This window comes from Bartonella sp. AD24XZML, assembly GCF_042196485.1.
Lineage (GTDB): Bacteria > Pseudomonadota > Alphaproteobacteria > Rhizobiales > Rhizobiaceae > Bartonella.
On record NZ_JBHIQH010000006.1, the window covers coordinates 117,868 to 134,723 of the forward strand.

Sequence of the window (16,856 nt, forward strand, 5' to 3'; positions counted from 1 at the left end):
CTCTCATTATTTTATGCAAGATTGAAACACTCTTAATTAAGAAGCCCCTTAATCTTTTTTACAAAAATAGCTTTTTCTTTCAAGGTTCATCACATCAATTTCACGACGGTGAGAGTGAAGAATGTAGTGCAAAGTTTCTGTGAAAGGTATAACGAAAATTCGTTGTTCATCATTATTTTTAGTTTTCAATAAAAGGTACCGGCGAGTTTCACTATTGTATTTACCAATTTCCATATTGTGATAGTCTTTGGCACTTGAAATAGTTCACAAAAAACATTTCTGCTTTTTTGATAATTTTTATGTATCATCTCCATTTGTGATGTGTAAGCAAACAATTTTGCCGCATTGCATGATACAGAGAGCTTGAAATAAGAAGACCTTACGATGTTTGAGTTTTCTCATTTAATATGCAAAATAATGAATTCTTCTTATAAATCGATCAAGCATTATTAAACTCTTAAAAGGATTATAAAACCTTGAAAGCACCACAAAAACTCTATGTGGTGCTTCTAAATAATACTATACACATCATTTTGATGAATTGCATGCGAATATTATTCCAATGCAAAACTATTTAGGTGCTATCACCATCATCATTTGCCGGCCTTCAAGCTTTGGCTCCAATTCGATTTTGGCAATTTCACTTGTATCTTCTTTCACACGCTGAAGAAGCTTTAATCCAAGATCTTGGTGAGCCATCTCACGACCACGAAAACGCAAAGTAATCTTTACTTTATCACCATGATCAATAAAGCGATGAACAGCCTTGAGTTTGACTCCATAATCATGGACATCAACATTTGGGCGCATCTTAATCTCTTTGATTTCGATGACTTTTTGCTTCTTACGTGTTTCAGCAGCTTTTTTTTGGGTTTGATATTTTAATTTTCCCAAATCGATGATTTTACATACAGGTGGCTCCGCATTTGGTACAATTTCAACCAAATCAAGTCCCGCATCTGCAGCCATAGCAAGAGCTTCTTGTATCGAAACAACTCCCTGATGTTGTCCCTCATCATTGATAAGCTGAACATGAGGTACCCGAATATCCTGATTTGAACGTGGTCCGTCTTTTTGGGTAGGTGTCATTTTAAACGGTTTACGAATGGTTTATGCTCCTTAAATTTTGATTCAACTACAGTTAATTTAATATACAATTATGTACCTAAAAACAACAATAATTCGTGTTATTTTCATTATTTGATTTATTACTTTTTGGAATGATTTAGATTATAAAAGTTTTTCTCTTAATTTAAAGAAATTATTTTATGGAGGATAAAGAATCATGGATCAAAATATTCCTTGTCAGTTTTTTTCATTTGAGAACACCGCACTTGCAGTACGCTATCGCAAGGGGCGCCAATCTCCAGGTTTGGTTTGGCTTCCTGGCTATCAATCCGATATGTTAGGAAGTAAGGCAACGTTAGTTGATCAGTTTGCTCAGAAGAATGATTTGTCTTGTTTACGTTTTGATTATTCTGGACATGGAGAATCTGAAGGTGATTTTTTTCAAGGAACAATTTCGCGTTGGGTTAAGGAAAGTTTAGCGACTTTTGAAACCTATTGTGAGGGTCCACAAATTTTGATTGGTTCCTCTATGGGTGGGTGGATTGCGCTAAGGCTTGCTATGATGCTAGCACAGAAAAATAAGAAGCTTGCTGGCATGGTATTGATTGCTCCAGCACCTGATTTTACACAAACATTGGTGGAACCAAAATTAGGCCCAGAAGAATGGAAGATTTTGGAGGAGAAAGGCTATATTGAACGACCTGCTGTTGATGATACAGAGCCAATGCCCTTTACAAAAACATTGATTGAAGATGGACGTGAAAATTGTGTTATGAAAGGATGCATTGATATTGGGTGTCCAGTCCATATTCTACAAGGGATGGAAGATGAAGATATTCCCTATCAGCATACATTGATTTTACTTGATCATTTACCTCTCCATGATGTAACATTAACGCTTGTTCGTGATGCAGATCATCGCTTTTCTCGTCCACAAGATTTAGATTGCCTTGAAACAGTATTGGGATCTTTGATTAATCAGATTAATGCAAAATAAGGGGTGCATTTATTTATTAATGATGAAGATAAAAATATGAGCATTTCTAAACAGCATTTTATTTTTTCTGAGCGCTCTGTACCTGTACGGGTGCGGGAAAATAAGTATGCGCGCCGTCTTACCTTACGTATTGATGCCAGAAGTCAGGAGATTTGTGTAACAACACCACCAGCAATAAATCTCTATGCGGTTGAAAATTTTATTGAAAAGCATCGATCTTGGATTGAGGCACGTCTTGCTCATGTACAAATCTCTCATAAAAATGCTTATCTCAAAGAGGGGGCGACAATCCCCTTATTGGGTGTTTCTCATACCATAAAACATAGAGAGGGACGTGGAGTAACAGAAATCATTACAGCAGATGCGGAGCAAGGGCCTGAAATTATTGTTTATGGTCAATTAGAATATCTTCCAAGACGCATTGCTGACGTTTTAAAAAAACAAGCGGCGCTTATTATAACGCCTTTGGTGGCACATTATGCTCATCAGGTAGAGCGTAAAGTCAAATCCATTTGTTATAAAGATACGAGAAGTCGTTGGGGCTCTTGTTCAATAGATAAGCGTCTTTCTTTTTCTTGGCGCCTTATTATGGCGCCAAAAGAAGTTGTGGAATATGTTGTTGCTCATGAAGTTGCTCATCTTATTGAAATGAATCATGGGCCAAGATTTTGGGCTCTTTGTGAAGAGCTATGTCCTGATAGTAAAACATATCGTGCTTGGTTGAAAGAAAATGCTCCTAGACTGCATGCAATTAATTTTGATTCATATAATTTAGAGGCGTAAAAAACTTTCAAATGAAGGCAATATTTAACGGAACTTTTTGTTGAGTGTTTTGTTGTGTGTGTGCTTGCTCATGTATAATGAGGAAGCCATTGAAGCTCTCAGCACGATTGTTCTCCCCTGCTTGGTTTGCTGAGTGTCTTCAATGTTTTTACTTTATCTTTTTTGTAATTCAGCGTAATAACCTTAAGTTCCGATGACTTATAAAAAAATGGGAAGGTTTTTTATGTCTGTTCTTACAGATCCACTTCAGCTATTACAGGCACTTATTCGTTGTCCTTCTGTTACACCTCATGAAGCAGGGGCGTTATCAACTTTGGAACAATTTTTGAAAAAAATGGGATTTCATGTCGAGCGCCCTATTTTTACGGATAAAAATACAGACAATGTTGAAAATCTTTATGCAAAAATGGGAAGTGAAGGACCCCATCTTATGTTTGCGGGTCATACGGATGTCGTACCGCCAGGTGCATTGGAAGATTGGACTTATCCACCTTTTGAAGCTGTCATAGATCAAGGAAAATTATATGGGCGGGGTGCTGTTGATATGAAGGGTGGAATCGCTTGTTTTATTGCGGCTCTAGCGCGAGTTCTTGAGAAACGACCCATTAAAGGAAGGGTAAGCCTTTTAATTACTGGTGATGAAGAGGGGCCTGCTGTTAATGGTACGGTAAAACTTCTCAAATGGGCAGAAAAAAAAGGTGAAAAATGGACTGCGGCTCTTGTGGGGGAACCAACAAGCGTAAAGACTGTTGGTGATATTATCAAAATTGGTCGCCGCGGATCGATTTCTGGTATTATTACCGTGAAGGGTCGCCAAGGTCATGTTGCTTTTCCAGAGCGGGCTGCTAATCCCTTGCCTTTGGCAAGTAAGCTTATTCAAGCATTGACACAAACTGCTTTAGATAAAGGGACAGAGAATTTTCAACCTAGTAATCTAGAGCTAACAAGCATCGATACCGGTAATTTAACAGTCAATATTATCCCAGCGCAGACAACAGTTCGTTTTAATATACGCTACAATGATCTTTGGACAAAAGAAACACTGGTGGAGGAAATTGAAAAGCGTCTTGCTTTGGTGCAATCAAAAAACAATGGTGACCAATATCCCTCTTATCAGCTTGAATGGATTCCAAGTTTAGGGGATGTTTTTTTAACCAAAAATGATAAACTTATTCAAACTTTATCCAATGCTATTAAAAGTGTAACAGGGAATATACCAGAATGTTCCACTTCAGGTGGTAGTTCGGATGCGCGATTTATTAAGGATTATTGCCCAGTGGTTGAATTCGGCTTACCAGGGCAAACGATGCATATGGTAGATGAGTGTGTGGCCCTTGATGCAGTGGAAATTCTTACTACTATTTATGAGCGTTTTATTATTGATTTTTTTTCATAAAGAAAAGATTGTTGGTTCAAAAATACTTTTATCTTGTTGTGCCATAAGATATTACCATTTAAGGTATGGTGATACGAGTTCCGTAAAACTTAATATATTAAGTGGTTTTAGAGTAAATGATGAATATTCTTAAGTTGGGATTCTTGTCTGTAGAATCTTTAGTTAAGTGAATTACATAATTGGAAAGCCAAAAGAGGACTGCTTGAAGAAGCAGAACTATTTAGACCATATTGGATTGAAAATATTCGTTCTTTAAGGTGTAGAAAGGCAGTGCAATCATATATGGAAAACAATGAATATTATATCATCATTGTGTAGTGACAGGTTGAAGCCATGAAGACACACAAAAACATGCTGCTATTGTAAAAAGTTCGTACAACATAAATGCGCTCATTCACAGCTCATGTTTTAATATGGTTTCTGAGCTCTCACAAAAGGTACCTCTTATTTCAATTAGACTCTCTTAGAATAAAGACTATAGGAAAAGCGCTTTAAGTTTATTTTATTTCAATATATTTTGCTCTGCTTTTTTTGTCCCCAAGAACTTCCGTTGCAATATCATTACGAGATAGAAGGTGAGCTTATTTAATCAGCTTTAATATTGGTTATGATAAAGGTACACAGAAATTCTTTTGTAGCATCACGTTGACTTCTTTAGCCAAGGATTGTCCTAGTATTATTCTCAATTTTTTAATAAAATAACCTTAAAGGACGCGTATAGATACTCATAAGCATGTACGCATACAAGTGAAATTATATGGGATTAATGTCATTTCGCTCGCTAACAAAGCAATCTCGATTCATATTTGGTATATTTGCCATTTGAGTGCATTATTTGTGTAATAAAGCTCATGATGTTGCTGTTATCTATAAATCAACACCAATCATACAGGCGCGTATCTCAAATAAATATTGGTTCAGTATTTTTTGCGACAACAGCTTTTATATGCCAGAATAGGATAAAAGTATTGTGTATATCTATTTTTTATAATCTCTGAAACAGACATACAACCTCATTGAGGGAAAATATAAAAGGTATAAAGGTGAAAATCAGCGTGCTTTTTACTCTCCTTTTTTTATTCGGTTTTACGGTTTTCAAAAGTAACTAGAGTAATATCTTTTTAAATAATTAGAGATTGATACATGGTTTCATGCTTATTTCTCTGGTTCTTTAAATGGTGCCACGATTTCATAAAGAACAATACATTATCGTATTATGCATTCACGTAATTGTTTTAAAGAAATTTTCTCAATGTTTATCACATTTATGCCACTACGGTGCTTATGAATAGTGTAGTATAAAATTTTCCGTGAAGCGTATAAAGTCTACAGTGCCTCACCATCTTTGGGTTTATGAAAAAGAAAGTTAGACCACCATACACTTTCTAGCTCAAAATATTGCAATAGCTTTTAGCATTTAAGAGTGTTCATCAGAGGCCTTTTTACTCCTTTTTATAGTTTTTATCCACATGCTTCTCCCTTTTTAAGGTGTAAGCAAATGGCGGTAACTAACTTGCTATAAATAGTTTTGAAATGAGAGAATCTCACGATATTCTAATCTTACCTTTGCTGTGAAAAATGATAATTATGATTAAAATAAGTATGTTGTTATAAAAACTTTAGTTTGCGAGTTGGCTGATGATGTGATCAAGAACAATACGTCCTTTGGTTGTTGCTTTTAAGCGTTGGTTATCCACCATTTCTATCAATTCTTGGTGTTGTAAATCGATCAGTTTTTCCATTGGAATACGTTTAGGGCTTAAGGTTTCATAGCGTATAAGTTCTAAGCCTTCGCAAAGGCGTAATCCCATAAGGAGCATTTCATTTGCCTGTTGTTCAGTGGTTAAATGTTCCGTTTCAATACAGCCATGTCCTGTTGTTTCTACCAAATTAAGCCACTGTTCGGGATGCTTTTCATTTATTGTGACATAACGTTCGCGGTTTTCAAGGTGTGATGACAATGTTTTTGAACAGAAAGAGGAATGATTCGGTGTGTGCTCAATGAAACGTCCATGTGCTCCTGGACCAAAGCCTGCATATTGGTGATAACGCCAATAAAGAAGATTGTGTGCTGATTCGGCACCGGGCATTGCATGGTTTGAGATTTCATAGGCAGGAAGTCCATTTAGTGCCGTTATTTCTTGAGTAAGATGATACAGATCTGCTGCTAGCTCTGATGGGGGAAGGATAAGTCTTCCTGCATCATGAAGCCGTTTAAAGGCAGTTCCTTCTTCGATTGTCAATTGATAAAGAGAAAGATGGTCCGCTGCTAAATCAATTGCTTGTACAAGTTCAGATTTCCATTGTTCAAGGGTTTGTTCGGGACGGGCATAAATGAGATCAAAGGATAAATGTGGAAAAATTTTCCGTGCTAAAGTAATGGCGCAAAGAGCTTGTTCCACATTATGGAGTCGGCCAAGTTTGCGCAATGCTTTATCATTGAGCGCTTGTATTCCTAGAGATAAGCGATTAACACCTGCCGCACGGTATCCACGAAAGCGCTCTGCTTCCACACTGGATGGATTGGCTTCTAATGTAATTTCAACTTTATCATCGACTACCCATTTTTTTGCAAGTGCTTGCAATAGGGCATCGACAGTCTGTGGCTCCATAAGAGAAGGGGTTCCTCCACCAATAAAAATACTTGTAATATGGCGTGGGCCTATTTTGTGGTATTGCGTTTCTATTTCGCGCTTAAAGGCGGTGACAAAACGTGGTTGATCAACACCATGGATGCGAACATGCGAATTAAAGTCACAATAAGGACATTTAGCTGCACAAAAAGGCCAATGAATGTAAATGCCGAAAGGTTCATTCATGAGAATGCTAAAAGGTTTTCTGCCAAAAGTTTGAAAGCACGTGCGCGATGCGAAAGAGGGGGAAGATCATTACGTTTCCAGTTGTGTTTTTGCTCTGTTGACATTTCTCCAAAGGTATTTTCATATCCATCGGGTAAAAAAATAGGATCAAAACCAAAGCCTTTGTCTCCCCGTGGAGGCCAAATGAACGTTCCTTCAACGCATCCGCGGAAATAATCTGCATGAGCATCAGGCCATGCAATGCAAATGATGGATATAAAACGGCATTTCCGTTGACTTTTTTCTCGTGCTCCGACTTTTTGGAGTTCATTTTCTATTTTTTTCATAGCTTTTGGAAAATTACGTGTACCATCGGCTTGAATTGCCCAATCAGCGGTATAAACGCCTGGCGCGCCCTCCAATGCATCTACCTCTAAGCCTGAATCATCAGAGAGTGCAGGAAGTCCTGTTTTTTTTGCTGCTGAAAAAGCTTTAATATAAGCATTTTCTTCAAATGTTTTTCCCGTTTCTTTTGGTTCTGGCAAGCCCAGTTCTTTTGCCGATTGTATTATTAAACCGAAAGGCGTAATTAAAGTAGTGATTTCATGCAATTTTCCGGTGTTATGTGTAGCAATGACAAGTTTTTTATCTGCTATGCTTCTCATATAGATTTCTCCAAAAATGAAAGGGGAATTATTTTTGTGCTAAAAACCGGTTTAAATGCTCATACACACACATTTTACATGATATGATCATTTTACACGTTTAATGATATTTTATTCCAATAAAATTTTTTATCTTGTATGAAAATAACCTTGCAAAGATATGAAAGACATGTCTTTATTTATGATAGCATTTTTATGGTAAATTTCCAATTTCCTGCTTGCTCTAAAAGGTGAAATTTTCTATTTACAGCGGTTTTTAATCAATCTAAATGTCTCTTGACAAGTCCCTACAGCAGACTACTTTACAGATCAACTCTTATCTTAAATACTTCTCACACACTCTAACAAAAAATATTTCCTGCGTAATTTATCAAGCATCACTCTGAAAGGTAGCATTTTACAGCTTAATAGGATAATATATTTTTATACTACTTTAGACTATTTGACCAAACCTTGGCAAAACTTATATAAGAGATGAGGATTTTAAAAGTAGTGAAACAATTGTGATGAAACACAAAACTATTGATAATGAACTAAAATATCTTGATGAACGTTCGCGTGATATTTTTCGCCATATTGTTGAAGCTTATCTTAATGATGGTGAACCTGTAGGATCACGTAATCTTTCGCGCCTTTTACAACAGACATTATCGCCTGCGACGATTCGCAATGTGATGAGTGATCTTGAACATCTCGGTTTGATTTATGCACCACATGTTTCTGCGGGTCGAATGCCAACACAATCAGGTTTACGCTTTTTTGTTGATGCATTTATGGAAGCGGGTGATTTGCCAAATGAAGAGCGAGAAAATATTGAAATGCAAGTCAAAGAGGCTGGTCATGCACAATCGGTTGAACATTTTCTTGTTCAAGCAAGCCGAGTTCTTTCAGATCTTTCACGTGGGGCAGGGCTTGTTTTAGCAACAAAACAAGAAGGAACATTGAAACATATTGAATTTGTGCGCCTTGATAGGGAGCACGCTCTTGCCGTTTTGGTGACTCAACAAGGTGAAGTTGAAAATCGTATTGTTCATTTACCAGAAGGGGTTACTCATGCACAATTGACGGAAGCAACGAATTTTCTCAATGCCCATATCCAAGGGCGTACATTGAGTGAAGCTAAAGGGGAAATTGCCCGCTTATGCGCAGAAACACGGGCTGCACTTGATAATTTATCGCATCATCTTGTTGAAACGGGATTAGCTCTTTGGGGAGGAGAAGGTGCTGATCATAAAATACACCTCATTGTTCGCGGGCGTAGCAATTTACTTGAAGATGTGAAAGCAGAAGAAGATTTAGAACGATTACGCCATTTGTTTGATGATCTTGAAACGCGTGAGAGTATGGCACAGCTTCTCGATTTAACGGATGAAGGTTCTGGGGTTAGAATTTTTATTGGTTCAGAAAATAAGTTATTTTCACTTTCTGGTTCTTCTTTAGTTGTAGCACCTTATCGTGATTCACAACAAAGAGTCATTGGTGCTTTAGGTGTTATTGGTCCTACACGGCTTAATTATGCAAGGATCGTGCCCATGGTTGATTATACAGCTCAACTTGTGTCACAGTTATTGCGTTAAAACGATGCAAGTAAGTATTTGTACTATAAAAGCTTATTGTATTATATACATCGATACCCCTTGATTTTTGTCTGTAGAATTTCGATATCGAGAATAACGAATCTTATGAAGGAATAAAATTTTTATGTCTGATGAAAAAAACAAATTTACTGACGCTTCATTTGAAAATTGTGATTTAAAAAATCCAGCTGATCGTAATACACTTAAACAGGCAGCCGATGAATTTTTAAAAACACATAAAACAGAGGAACACGAAGTCGTTGAAACAGAAAGCAATGAGATTAGTGATCTTTTAGCGTCTTTGCAGGATGAAAATAAAGAATTGAAAGATCAACTTTTACGTCTTGTTGCAGATATGGAAAATCTTCGACGCCGTACTATGCGAGATGTGGCGGATGCAAAGGCTTATTCCATTGCTAATTTTGCACGGGATATGTTATCGGTTTCTGACAATCTCAATCGTGCTTTGGAAGCTATTCCAGAAGGTGCACGGGAGAGTGATGCTGGTTTGAAATCATTGGCAGAAGGCGTTGAAATGACTGAACGTGCCATGATGGCAGCATTAGAACGTCATGGGGTGCAAAAAATTCATCCAGAGGGGCAAAAATTTGATCCTCACTTTCATCAAGCAATGTTTGAAATTCCCAATGCTGATGTTCCAGATAATACTGTTCAACAAGTGGTTCAGGCAGGTTATATTATCGGGGAAAGGGTGCTGCGTCCAGCTATAGTGGGTGTAGCTAAAGGAGGAGCAAAAGGAGCTTCTGTTGAAGATGATTCGGCTTAAAACACATCAATAATAAATCTCTAACATAAAATGCAGTATTCCCTGCAATCACACATATATGAAGTCTTTTCTTAAAGGGTTTTTAAAGGGTGTTATAAACACCCTTTTATCTTTGAAGCGCCCAACTTCCTTTTACAATATAGGGAGCCTTATTTAAGGGAGAGGCCGATAACAATAAAACAAAATGATCAACCTCAAAAGGAGGAACAAAAAAATCATCTTGAAAAGATAGATAAGAAGAAAGATCTTTAAGATTAATATCAAATATTCGTGCAAGAGTGATATGCGGAATAAATAGTCTTTTATCAGTCTTTAACTCTAATTTATTCCGGATATATTGCGTCTTTTCATGTAAAAGAGTAAGCTTTTCACAAGGTTCAATGCGAACCACAAGAGAATGAGGAGCATTTTCTGAACCAAAAACTTCAAAACCTTTTATCTGTAGCGTAAAAGAAGGAAGTTCTATAGTGTTAAAGGTATGCATAATTTCATCTGCTAAGGAGCTTTCAACTTCGCCAAAAAAAGATAAGGTGACATGAAAATTTTGCGGGTTGATCCATTGCGCTTTTGGTAAGCCATTTTGCAATGATACGAGGGCTTTTGTTGTTTGTTGAGGAATCTGAAGAGCACTAAATAGACGACCCATGATATTATCTCCTTATAATGAAAGATGCTATCCCAAGCGCAATATAGATAATAAGGGCGGGGCACGTACCACAGAAAACAAGGCAATAGTATAGAAAAAGAATGTCTAAAAAATGCTTACTATAATTATGGTCGTACAAAGCTTATTCGTTTTAAGAAAATGGCTATGATATTGATAAGAATTGCGTTTTCAGGATCTGTATCACAATGATGTGCAATGGAAGATTACTTGTGTATTATAAAGGCTACAAAGTTAGCAGAAAATAAGAAAAGTTGATAGATTTTTGATGTGCGAAATTATTTTGACATTTATCTTTAGCCTAAAATAAAGCATACTTTAATACAAGGTGAAGAGTTCTCTTTTCTGTAAAAATTTAATTATATGATTAAGTCGGGGAATAGCCATAATACGCAAAACTATTCAAATTGGTCAAATAATGTTAGGAAAGGAAGAAAAAAATCGAGCATAACAAAATTACTATAAGCTTTTACATTTATGATAATTATGCCAATCTATAATGGATATGAATATTGGTATAAAAGCGGGAAGAGAAATTAAAATTCAAAATAATGATGGAAAGTTCCTATTTTCTAAGAATTATCATCTTTGTTTATGATGAAAAAGCACTAGTTTTCCTCTCCAAAGTTGTTATTGATGAGCTTTTCAAGAGCATTAAGAGCATCTGTTGCTTCTGGTCCTGAAACACGAATGGTGAGGTTGCAACCGGATGAAGCCGCTAGCATCATAAGTCCCATAATTGATGATCCGCCAACAATTTTCCCGTCCTTTTCAACTTCAACAGTAACATTAAAATTGTCAACAGTTTGTACAAATTTTGCAGAAGCACGTGCATGCAATCCACGTTTATTACAGATATTGAAATGACGACTTATACATGGGAGGGTATCTTTGGAAAACATTGGTATTTTATTATCCGCTATAAAATCATACTTGGTACATTAATATATTTACGCCCTGCTTCTTGTGCTATTCTTAACGCGTCTGATAATGAAATATCAGGACATTTGCGAATAGAAATCAGTTTAATAAGCATGGGCAAATTAACACCCGCAATCATTTCAACGCGTCCTTTTTCAATAGCAGGAATAGCTATATTTGATGGTGTTCCACCGAACACATCTGTTAATATGATGACGCCATGATCCGTATTTGTATCGGTTACTGCGGCTATAATATCACCTCGGCGCTGATCTATATCGTCATCGGGATAAACGCATATTGTTGCGAACTTTTCTTGTACTCCAACAACATGTTCCACGGCATGTAAAAATTCGACAGCCAGCTCACCGTGCGTTACAAGCACGAGTCCAATCATTTACGCAAACTCCTGTTAACTAATAAGACCCAACCATAGTTGGTGGGAAAGACATTGTACAAGGCTTTATCTTGCTGCCAAGAAAAATTTGCAAAAAAAAGGCAAAAATTGTGATTTTTTTATCTTTAGAAAAAATTAGACAGATTTTAGCCATATTTTTCTAAACAAAAATGCTTCAATAGCTTGACAAATGGCTGTACAATCGGCTTCACGAAGAGAGGGAAGTTTTAAAAGAGGAATGTGCAAATTTTCAAATTGAAAAGTTTTATCTGTGGAAAAACGTTCATATTCCGGACCGAGAAAAATAATGCAATCGATAGTTGTGTGCTTTTTAAATTCTATCATATAAAGACCAACGCCACGAATCTCGATGCCGCCCTCTAAATTATCAGGAGTGTATCCGTGAAGCTTTCCATTTTCCGCACGCAACATTGTATAATCATCACTGATAAGCTTCGCTTCACGTTTTGACCACTCAGCGCGGTCAAGCAAAGAAAGGGTGATGGTTGATTTTCCTGATCCCGATGGACCTATAATTAACAGCCCCTTGCCGCCCAGTTGAAGGCAATTTGCGTGGAGTATTTCACATTTTGTTTTCATGTCTTTTACTTTGGATAAAAGATTTATTTAGCAAGCGGAAGTATAATAGTAAAACGTGCACCAGTTTTACACTTCCCAAGTGTAGGATCAATAATATTTTCGGCTGTAATTGTCCCATTATGAGCTTCGATGATTTGCCGACTAATAGAAAGGCCAAGTCCAGAGTTTTGTCCAAAAGCATCTTCATTTGGTCGATCTGTGTAAAAACGTTCAAAAATGCGTTCAATATTTTCTGAACGAATACCTGGGCCATTATCTTCAATGGTTAAAATAAGGGTTGAAGCATGACTTTTCATAGTAATGCAAATTTTGCCACGATTCCGAGGAATAAAAGAACGCGCATTTTCAAGAAGATTTGAAATCACTTGCCCTAAACGGAGTTCGTGTCCCAATACAAGATAGGCTTTTCCATGAGGACGTGGGACAATATTAAGGCTTATATCAATGGTTTGCGTATTACGATACACTTCCTGAACAGCATGAACAAGACTTTCCAAAAGCGGTGTCATATCAACAATCTCTGCGGTTTCTCGTGCAAGCTCTGCATCGAGTCGCGATGCATCAGAAATATCTGTAATCAACCGATCAAGGCGGCGCACATCATGTTGAATAATTTCCAGCAATTTCTCTTGTGCTTCTTCATTTTTAGCCAGAGGGAGCGTTTCAACAGCACTGCGTAGAGAGGTGAGAGGATTTTTTAATTCGTGGCTTACATCAGCAGCAAAGCGTTCAATGGCTTCAATACGCATATAAAGGGCATTAGTCATATCACGAATAGAAGTTGAAAGGTGACCAATTTCATCTTCACGCATTGAAAAATCAGGAATTTCTACACGCTGATTATTGCCATTACGCACTCGATTAGCCGAGGCAGATAATTTACTTAATGGATGGGCAATCGTATGGGCCAAAAAGAGAGAAAGAACCAAAAGTACGCTACCTACAACGGCAAAAACTTTAAAGATAACCAGTCTTTCGCCTTTTACAATGTTATCAATATCGGAACCAGTGGTTGAAAGAAGAAGAGCTCCAACCACTGCGCGATAGCGTTGAACAGGAACGGCAACAGAAACAATTAATTGCCCTTGTCTGTTGCGTCTTTTAGCCGTAGCAAGAGATCCGTTTAATGCGCGGTACACTTCTGGATAAGCAATACCACTGGTTTTTGTTTGTTCTCTGTCAAGAGCAATGCCTTTGCCATAAAATGCGCTTGAATACCATGAAGTAAGGCGATCCCACATGTTTTGTTCTGTTTTAAGTGGGGGTAAATCATAACTAAAAACTTCTCCACTAGAATAAAGAACGCGCGAATCAAGAAGGAGAGTAGCATCACGATCATAGATACGTGCTCTTGTCGTTTTAGGTGTAATAAGACGCCGTAAAAGAGGGGCAACTTGCTCAGGGTTAATAGGAAAATCCCAAGAATCGGTTGATTGAGGAGCGGGTGTAACGCTTTCACCAGTCTGTAACTCTAAGAGTTTTTGAGGGTCAATGAGGATAGAATTTGTATCTACTGTTGCAGAAGCAGCAATAGCCCCAGCAATAATTTTTCCTTGGGTACATAAACTTTTGATTTTTGCTTCAATTAAACCATCGCGAAATTGGTTAAGGTATAAAATGCCTGTAACTAAAACAGCAAGAGCAGCAATGTTTAATATAACAATGCGACGTGTGAGGCTGGAAAAAAGCAATTGTCTAAAGAGACGTTGTGTTCGAAGATGCAAACGAGCGAACATAAGAAATGGCGTCGAGGATGTACCATTAACGGTTGTTTTTTGTAAAGTTTCCAGTTGAAAATTGTCTGTCATCGATTTGATTGCCATTCAAATTTTTGCGACAAAGTAGTTTTATACCTCGTGGAAACGATAACCTACACCATAAAGTGTTTCAATCATTGCAAAATCATCATCCACTTGTTTAAACTTTTTACGCAGACGTTTAATGTGACTATCAATGGTGCGATCATCTACGTAGACTTGATCACTATAAGCAGCATCCATTAAAGCATCACGACTTTTTACAACTCCTGGTCTTTGTGCTAAGGTTTGCAGAATCAAAAATTCCGTAACGGTTAAAATAACAGGTTTATCTTTCCATGTACAGGTGTGGCGTTCTTGATCCATCACAAGATCTCCGCGTTTGAGAGAAGAGGTGGAAGAAGTTCCTGTAGAAAGCGGTTGGTTACGTGCATTAGAACGGCGTAAAATAGCTTTCACGCGTTCAATAAGAAGACGTTGGGAGAAAGGTTTAGTAATAAAATCATCAGCTCCCATTTTGAGACCAAATAATTCATCAATTTCATCATCTTTAGAGGTAAGAAAAATAACTGGAAGATCAGATTTTTGACGCAAACGACGCAAAAGTTCCATCCCATCCATTCGGGGCATTTTAATATCAAAAATAGCTAAGTGTGGAGGGTGAAGTGTGAGACCCTTGAGTGCAGATGCTCCATCTGTATAGCTTTCAACCCGATATCCTTCTGTCTCAAGCGCAAAAGATAAAGATGTCAAAATATTGCGATCATCATCAACAAGTACAATCGTTTGCGTGATTGTTGGTGTATCTTTCATGGTTTCTTAGACCTTTCTATTGCTGTGGTAGCAAATTACCCACACTTATTTATATGGGAGTTCATATTTTTTTTGCAAAACAAATATGATACAAATTGTAGCAAAGTAAAAAACCTTTTGTCATTACTGTAAAATCTTGTTTTGCTTTCATAATTTATAATGTTTCTACGTCTATTAAGATCCCTTCATTTGAGAGAAAATTTTCATAAAGGCTTTTTTTATCAAGGTTTATTACAAAGTTTATTATTGTATTTGTCTCATAATTGAACAGATGTAGTTTTGATTGTTGAAGTTTAGAAAATCTGCCTATGTGTTTTAAGAGCAAAGAAAAGAATGTGGCAATATATGCACAAAAATTTGTTTCTGCTACACGAAAGGAGGTCGTAATGGGATTTTTTAATTTTATTAAAACTGTAGGGGAAAAATTAGGTATTGGGGACCATGAACCAAAAGAAAAGGATTTTAAGAGAGCATTTGATCATTTTCAACTCGGTACAGAAAAAGTCAATATTCAAGTTGAAGACGGTAAAGCTATTTTAAGCGGTGAAGTTCCAGATAGGGAAACACTTGAAAAAGCACTGCTGGTTGTTGGCAATTCACAAGGTATCTCGTCTGTAGATGTTGATCAATTAAAGGTTATAGATACAACGCCTAGAAAAACTTCTCGCTTTTATGAGGTCAAATCTGGTGATAATCTTTGGAAAATTGCTGAAGAGGTTTATGGAAAAGGGCAAGGTAATAAAAACACATTTATTTTTGAAGCCAATAAGCCAATGCTAAAATCTCCCGATAAAATTTATCCTGGACAAGTTTTACGTATTCCTGAAATTGACCATAGTTAATTCATCAAAGGGGATAATTTTTTACTGATGGCATTAAACAAAAAATAAAGAAGCGTAAAAAATCTCACGCTTCTTCATTTTATAAAGTGTGTATTTATAATAAAAGGAGCTTAGTGAACAGGAGAGGATTTAGAAGGTGATGGTACTTTCATAGCGTTTACAGAGAAATCAACATCAATGGTTCCTGCTTTCTCAAATGTTAATTTTGCGCTAATTTTATCACCTAACTTAAATGGTTGTGAAAGCCCCATGAACATAATATGATCACCGCCAGGCTTAAGCGTGATTTCGCCATTTCCCGGAATTTCAATGCCATTGTGCAATTTTTCCATTTTCATAATATCATTAACGACAGCCATAGAGTGTATCTCTGTTGTTTTTACTCCGTTTGTGGAAATAGAAACTAAACGGTCTGGGGTATTACTATGATTAATAATGTAGAGATAACCGCTACCAACTCTTATACCTCTAAGTGTTTCGCGTGTCCAAGGATTGAGAATTTCTATGTCGCCAAGTTTATATTGCTGAGCACCTGCTGGCAGGGTTATACCAGCAAAGAGAAGAGCACACACGATATTTATGATAACCTTTTTGTATGGATATTGTGTATGTATTATATTCTTAAAGATGAGATTTGTTATTTTCTTAATAATAGATGTCATCATTGATTTACCCTCCTTCATAAGATTCACACTTTGAATATTTTTTATTTTAGCAGAGCTTTTATTTAAAATAAAAGAAAGAAATGCTAAAATGAAATTGATTTGAATATAAAAATCATAGAATTCTTG

General features: G+C 36.8%; 16 protein-coding genes. 6 read left to right on the top strand and 10 right to left on the bottom strand.

Features of this window, described 5'->3' with window-relative positions; all coding sequences use genetic code 11:
* Nucleotides 1-570: 570 nt before the first annotated feature.
* Complete coding sequence (gene infC / locus ACFIMX_RS00565; RefSeq protein WP_375617486.1) at nt 571-1,089, bottom strand: translation initiation factor IF-3; 519 nt, start codon at nt 1,087-1,089, stop codon at nt 571-573.
* A 196-nt stretch (nt 1,090-1,285) separates the two neighbouring features.
* On the opposite strand from infC, the gene ACFIMX_RS00570 reads away from it, so the two are divergent.
* The 3 genes from ACFIMX_RS00570 to dapE all read left to right on the top strand — a co-directional run bounded on the left by ACFIMX_RS00570 (nt 1,286) and on the right by dapE (nt 4,244).
* Entirely contained in the window at nt 1,286-2,065 is a 780-nt protein-coding gene (locus ACFIMX_RS00570; protein ID WP_375693891.1) for an alpha/beta hydrolase, read from the top strand.
* A 36-nt stretch (nt 2,066-2,101) separates the two neighbouring features.
* Entirely contained in the window at nt 2,102-2,848 is a 747-nt protein-coding gene (locus ACFIMX_RS00575; RefSeq protein ID WP_375639501.1) for a M48 family metallopeptidase, read from the top strand.
* A gap of 223 nt (nt 2,849-3,071) precedes the next feature.
* Complete coding sequence (dapE, locus tag ACFIMX_RS00580; RefSeq protein ID WP_375693892.1) at nt 3,072-4,244, top strand: succinyl-diaminopimelate desuccinylase; 1,173 nt, start codon at nt 3,072-3,074, stop codon at nt 4,242-4,244.
* Between the two features lie 1,619 nt (nt 4,245-5,863).
* Here the strand turns inward: dapE and hemW are convergent.
* Together hemW and rdgB are read right to left on the bottom strand one after the other, a co-directional pair.
* Complete coding sequence (hemW, locus tag ACFIMX_RS00585) at nt 5,864-7,063, bottom strand: radical SAM family heme chaperone HemW (RefSeq protein ID WP_375617490.1); 1,200 nt, start codon at nt 7,061-7,063, stop codon at nt 5,864-5,866.
* Nucleotides 7,060-7,707 carry an RdgB/HAM1 family non-canonical purine NTP pyrophosphatase gene (rdgB, locus tag ACFIMX_RS00590; RefSeq protein ID WP_375617491.1) on the bottom strand — a complete coding sequence of 216 codons (648 nt, stop codon included), beginning with the start codon at nt 7,705-7,707 and terminating at the stop codon, nt 7,060-7,062. Before rdgB ends, hemW begins: the two co-directional genes overlap by 4 nt.
* 506 nt (nt 7,708-8,213) lie before the next feature.
* Between rdgB and hrcA the strand changes: the two genes are divergently transcribed.
* Nucleotides 8,214-9,284: a heat-inducible transcriptional repressor HrcA gene (gene hrcA / locus ACFIMX_RS00595; RefSeq protein ID WP_375617492.1), complete on the top strand. Its 1,071-nt coding sequence runs from the start codon at nt 8,214-8,216 to the stop codon at nt 9,282-9,284.
* Nucleotides 9,285-9,408: 124 nt separating this feature from the next.
* A complete protein-coding gene (gene grpE, locus ACFIMX_RS00600) occupies nt 9,409-10,071 on the top strand; it encodes a nucleotide exchange factor GrpE (protein WP_375617493.1) in 663 nt (220 codons plus the stop codon).
* Nucleotides 10,072-10,177: 106 nt separating this feature from the next.
* Here the strand turns inward: grpE and thpR are convergent, their stop codons facing one another.
* The 6 genes from thpR to ACFIMX_RS00630 form a co-directional block, all read right to left on the bottom strand.
* The gene (thpR, locus tag ACFIMX_RS00605; protein WP_375617494.1) at nt 10,178-10,717 is read right to left on the bottom strand and encodes an RNA 2',3'-cyclic phosphodiesterase; all 540 of its coding nucleotides are present in this window, start codon (nt 10,715-10,717) and stop codon (nt 10,178-10,180) included.
* Between the two features lie 626 nt (nt 10,718-11,343).
* Nucleotides 11,344-11,637 (bottom strand): HPr family phosphocarrier protein, encoded by a 294-nt coding sequence (locus ACFIMX_RS00610; protein ID WP_012754483.1) that lies wholly within the window; start codon nt 11,635-11,637, stop codon nt 11,344-11,346.
* Nucleotides 11,638-11,654: 17 nt separating this feature from the next.
* Complete coding sequence (locus ACFIMX_RS00615; RefSeq protein ID WP_375617495.1) at nt 11,655-12,053, bottom strand: PTS sugar transporter subunit IIA; 399 nt, start codon at nt 12,051-12,053, stop codon at nt 11,655-11,657.
* 135 nt (nt 12,054-12,188) lie between these two features.
* Entirely contained in the window at nt 12,189-12,653 is a 465-nt protein-coding gene (locus tag ACFIMX_RS00620; RefSeq protein WP_375617496.1) for an HPr kinase/phosphatase C-terminal domain-containing protein, read from the bottom strand.
* 23 nt (nt 12,654-12,676) lie between these two features.
* Nucleotides 12,677-14,461, bottom strand: coding sequence for a stimulus-sensing domain-containing protein (locus tag ACFIMX_RS00625; protein WP_375617497.1), 1,785 nt, complete (start codon nt 14,459-14,461; stop codon nt 12,677-12,679).
* A 39-nt stretch (nt 14,462-14,500) separates the two neighbouring features.
* Entirely contained in the window at nt 14,501-15,223 is a 723-nt protein-coding gene (locus tag ACFIMX_RS00630) for a response regulator transcription factor (RefSeq protein ID WP_005774392.1), read from the bottom strand.
* A gap of 386 nt (nt 15,224-15,609) precedes the next feature.
* Between ACFIMX_RS00630 and lysM the strand changes: the two genes are divergently transcribed.
* Complete coding sequence (gene lysM / locus ACFIMX_RS00635; RefSeq protein ID WP_375606145.1) at nt 15,610-16,065, top strand: peptidoglycan-binding protein LysM; 456 nt, start codon at nt 15,610-15,612, stop codon at nt 16,063-16,065.
* Nucleotides 16,066-16,175: 110 nt separating this feature from the next.
* On the opposite strand, the gene ACFIMX_RS00640 is transcribed toward lysM, so the two are convergent.
* Nucleotides 16,176-16,730, bottom strand: coding sequence for a copper chaperone PCu(A)C (locus tag ACFIMX_RS00640; RefSeq protein WP_375617499.1), 555 nt, complete (start codon nt 16,728-16,730; stop codon nt 16,176-16,178).
* Between the last annotated feature and the right edge of the window lie 126 nt (nt 16,731-16,856).

Bases quoted from the DNA above. Each gene is read 5' to 3' on its own strand.
- infC (WP_375617486.1), bottom strand. From the start codon at position 1,089: ATGACACCTACCCAAAAAGACGGACCACGTTCAAATCAGGATATTCGG.
- ACFIMX_RS00570 (WP_375693891.1), top strand. From the start codon at position 1,286: ATGGATCAAAATATTCCTTGTCAGTTTTTTTCATTTGAGAACACCGCA.
- ACFIMX_RS00575 (WP_375639501.1), top strand. From the start codon at position 2,102: ATGAGCATTTCTAAACAGCATTTTATTTTTTCTGAGCGCTCTGTACCT.
- dapE (WP_375693892.1), top strand. From the start codon at position 3,072: ATGTCTGTTCTTACAGATCCACTTCAGCTATTACAGGCACTTATTCGT.
- hemW (WP_375617490.1), bottom strand. From the start codon at position 7,063: ATGAATGAACCTTTCGGCATTTACATTCATTGGCCTTTTTGTGCAGCT.
- rdgB (WP_375617491.1), bottom strand. From the start codon at position 7,707: ATGAGAAGCATAGCAGATAAAAAACTTGTCATTGCTACACATAACACC.
- hrcA (WP_375617492.1), top strand. From the start codon at position 8,214: ATGAAACACAAAACTATTGATAATGAACTAAAATATCTTGATGAACGT.
- grpE (WP_375617493.1), top strand. From the start codon at position 9,409: ATGTCTGATGAAAAAAACAAATTTACTGACGCTTCATTTGAAAATTGT.
- thpR (WP_375617494.1), bottom strand. From the start codon at position 10,717: ATGGGTCGTCTATTTAGTGCTCTTCAGATTCCTCAACAAACAACAAAA.
- ACFIMX_RS00610 (WP_012754483.1), bottom strand. From the start codon at position 11,637: ATGTTTTCCAAAGATACCCTCCCATGTATAAGTCGTCATTTCAATATC.
- ACFIMX_RS00615 (WP_375617495.1), bottom strand. From the start codon at position 12,053: ATGATTGGACTCGTGCTTGTAACGCACGGTGAGCTGGCTGTCGAATTT.
- ACFIMX_RS00620 (WP_375617496.1), bottom strand. From the start codon at position 12,653: ATGAAAACAAAATGTGAAATACTCCACGCAAATTGCCTTCAACTGGGC.
- ACFIMX_RS00625 (WP_375617497.1), bottom strand. From the start codon at position 14,461: ATGACAGACAATTTTCAACTGGAAACTTTACAAAAAACAACCGTTAAT.
- ACFIMX_RS00630 (WP_005774392.1), bottom strand. From the start codon at position 15,223: ATGAAAGATACACCAACAATCACGCAAACGATTGTACTTGTTGATGAT.
- lysM (WP_375606145.1), top strand. From the start codon at position 15,610: ATGGGATTTTTTAATTTTATTAAAACTGTAGGGGAAAAATTAGGTATT.
- ACFIMX_RS00640 (WP_375617499.1), bottom strand. From the start codon at position 16,730: ATGATGACATCTATTATTAAGAAAATAACAAATCTCATCTTTAAGAAT.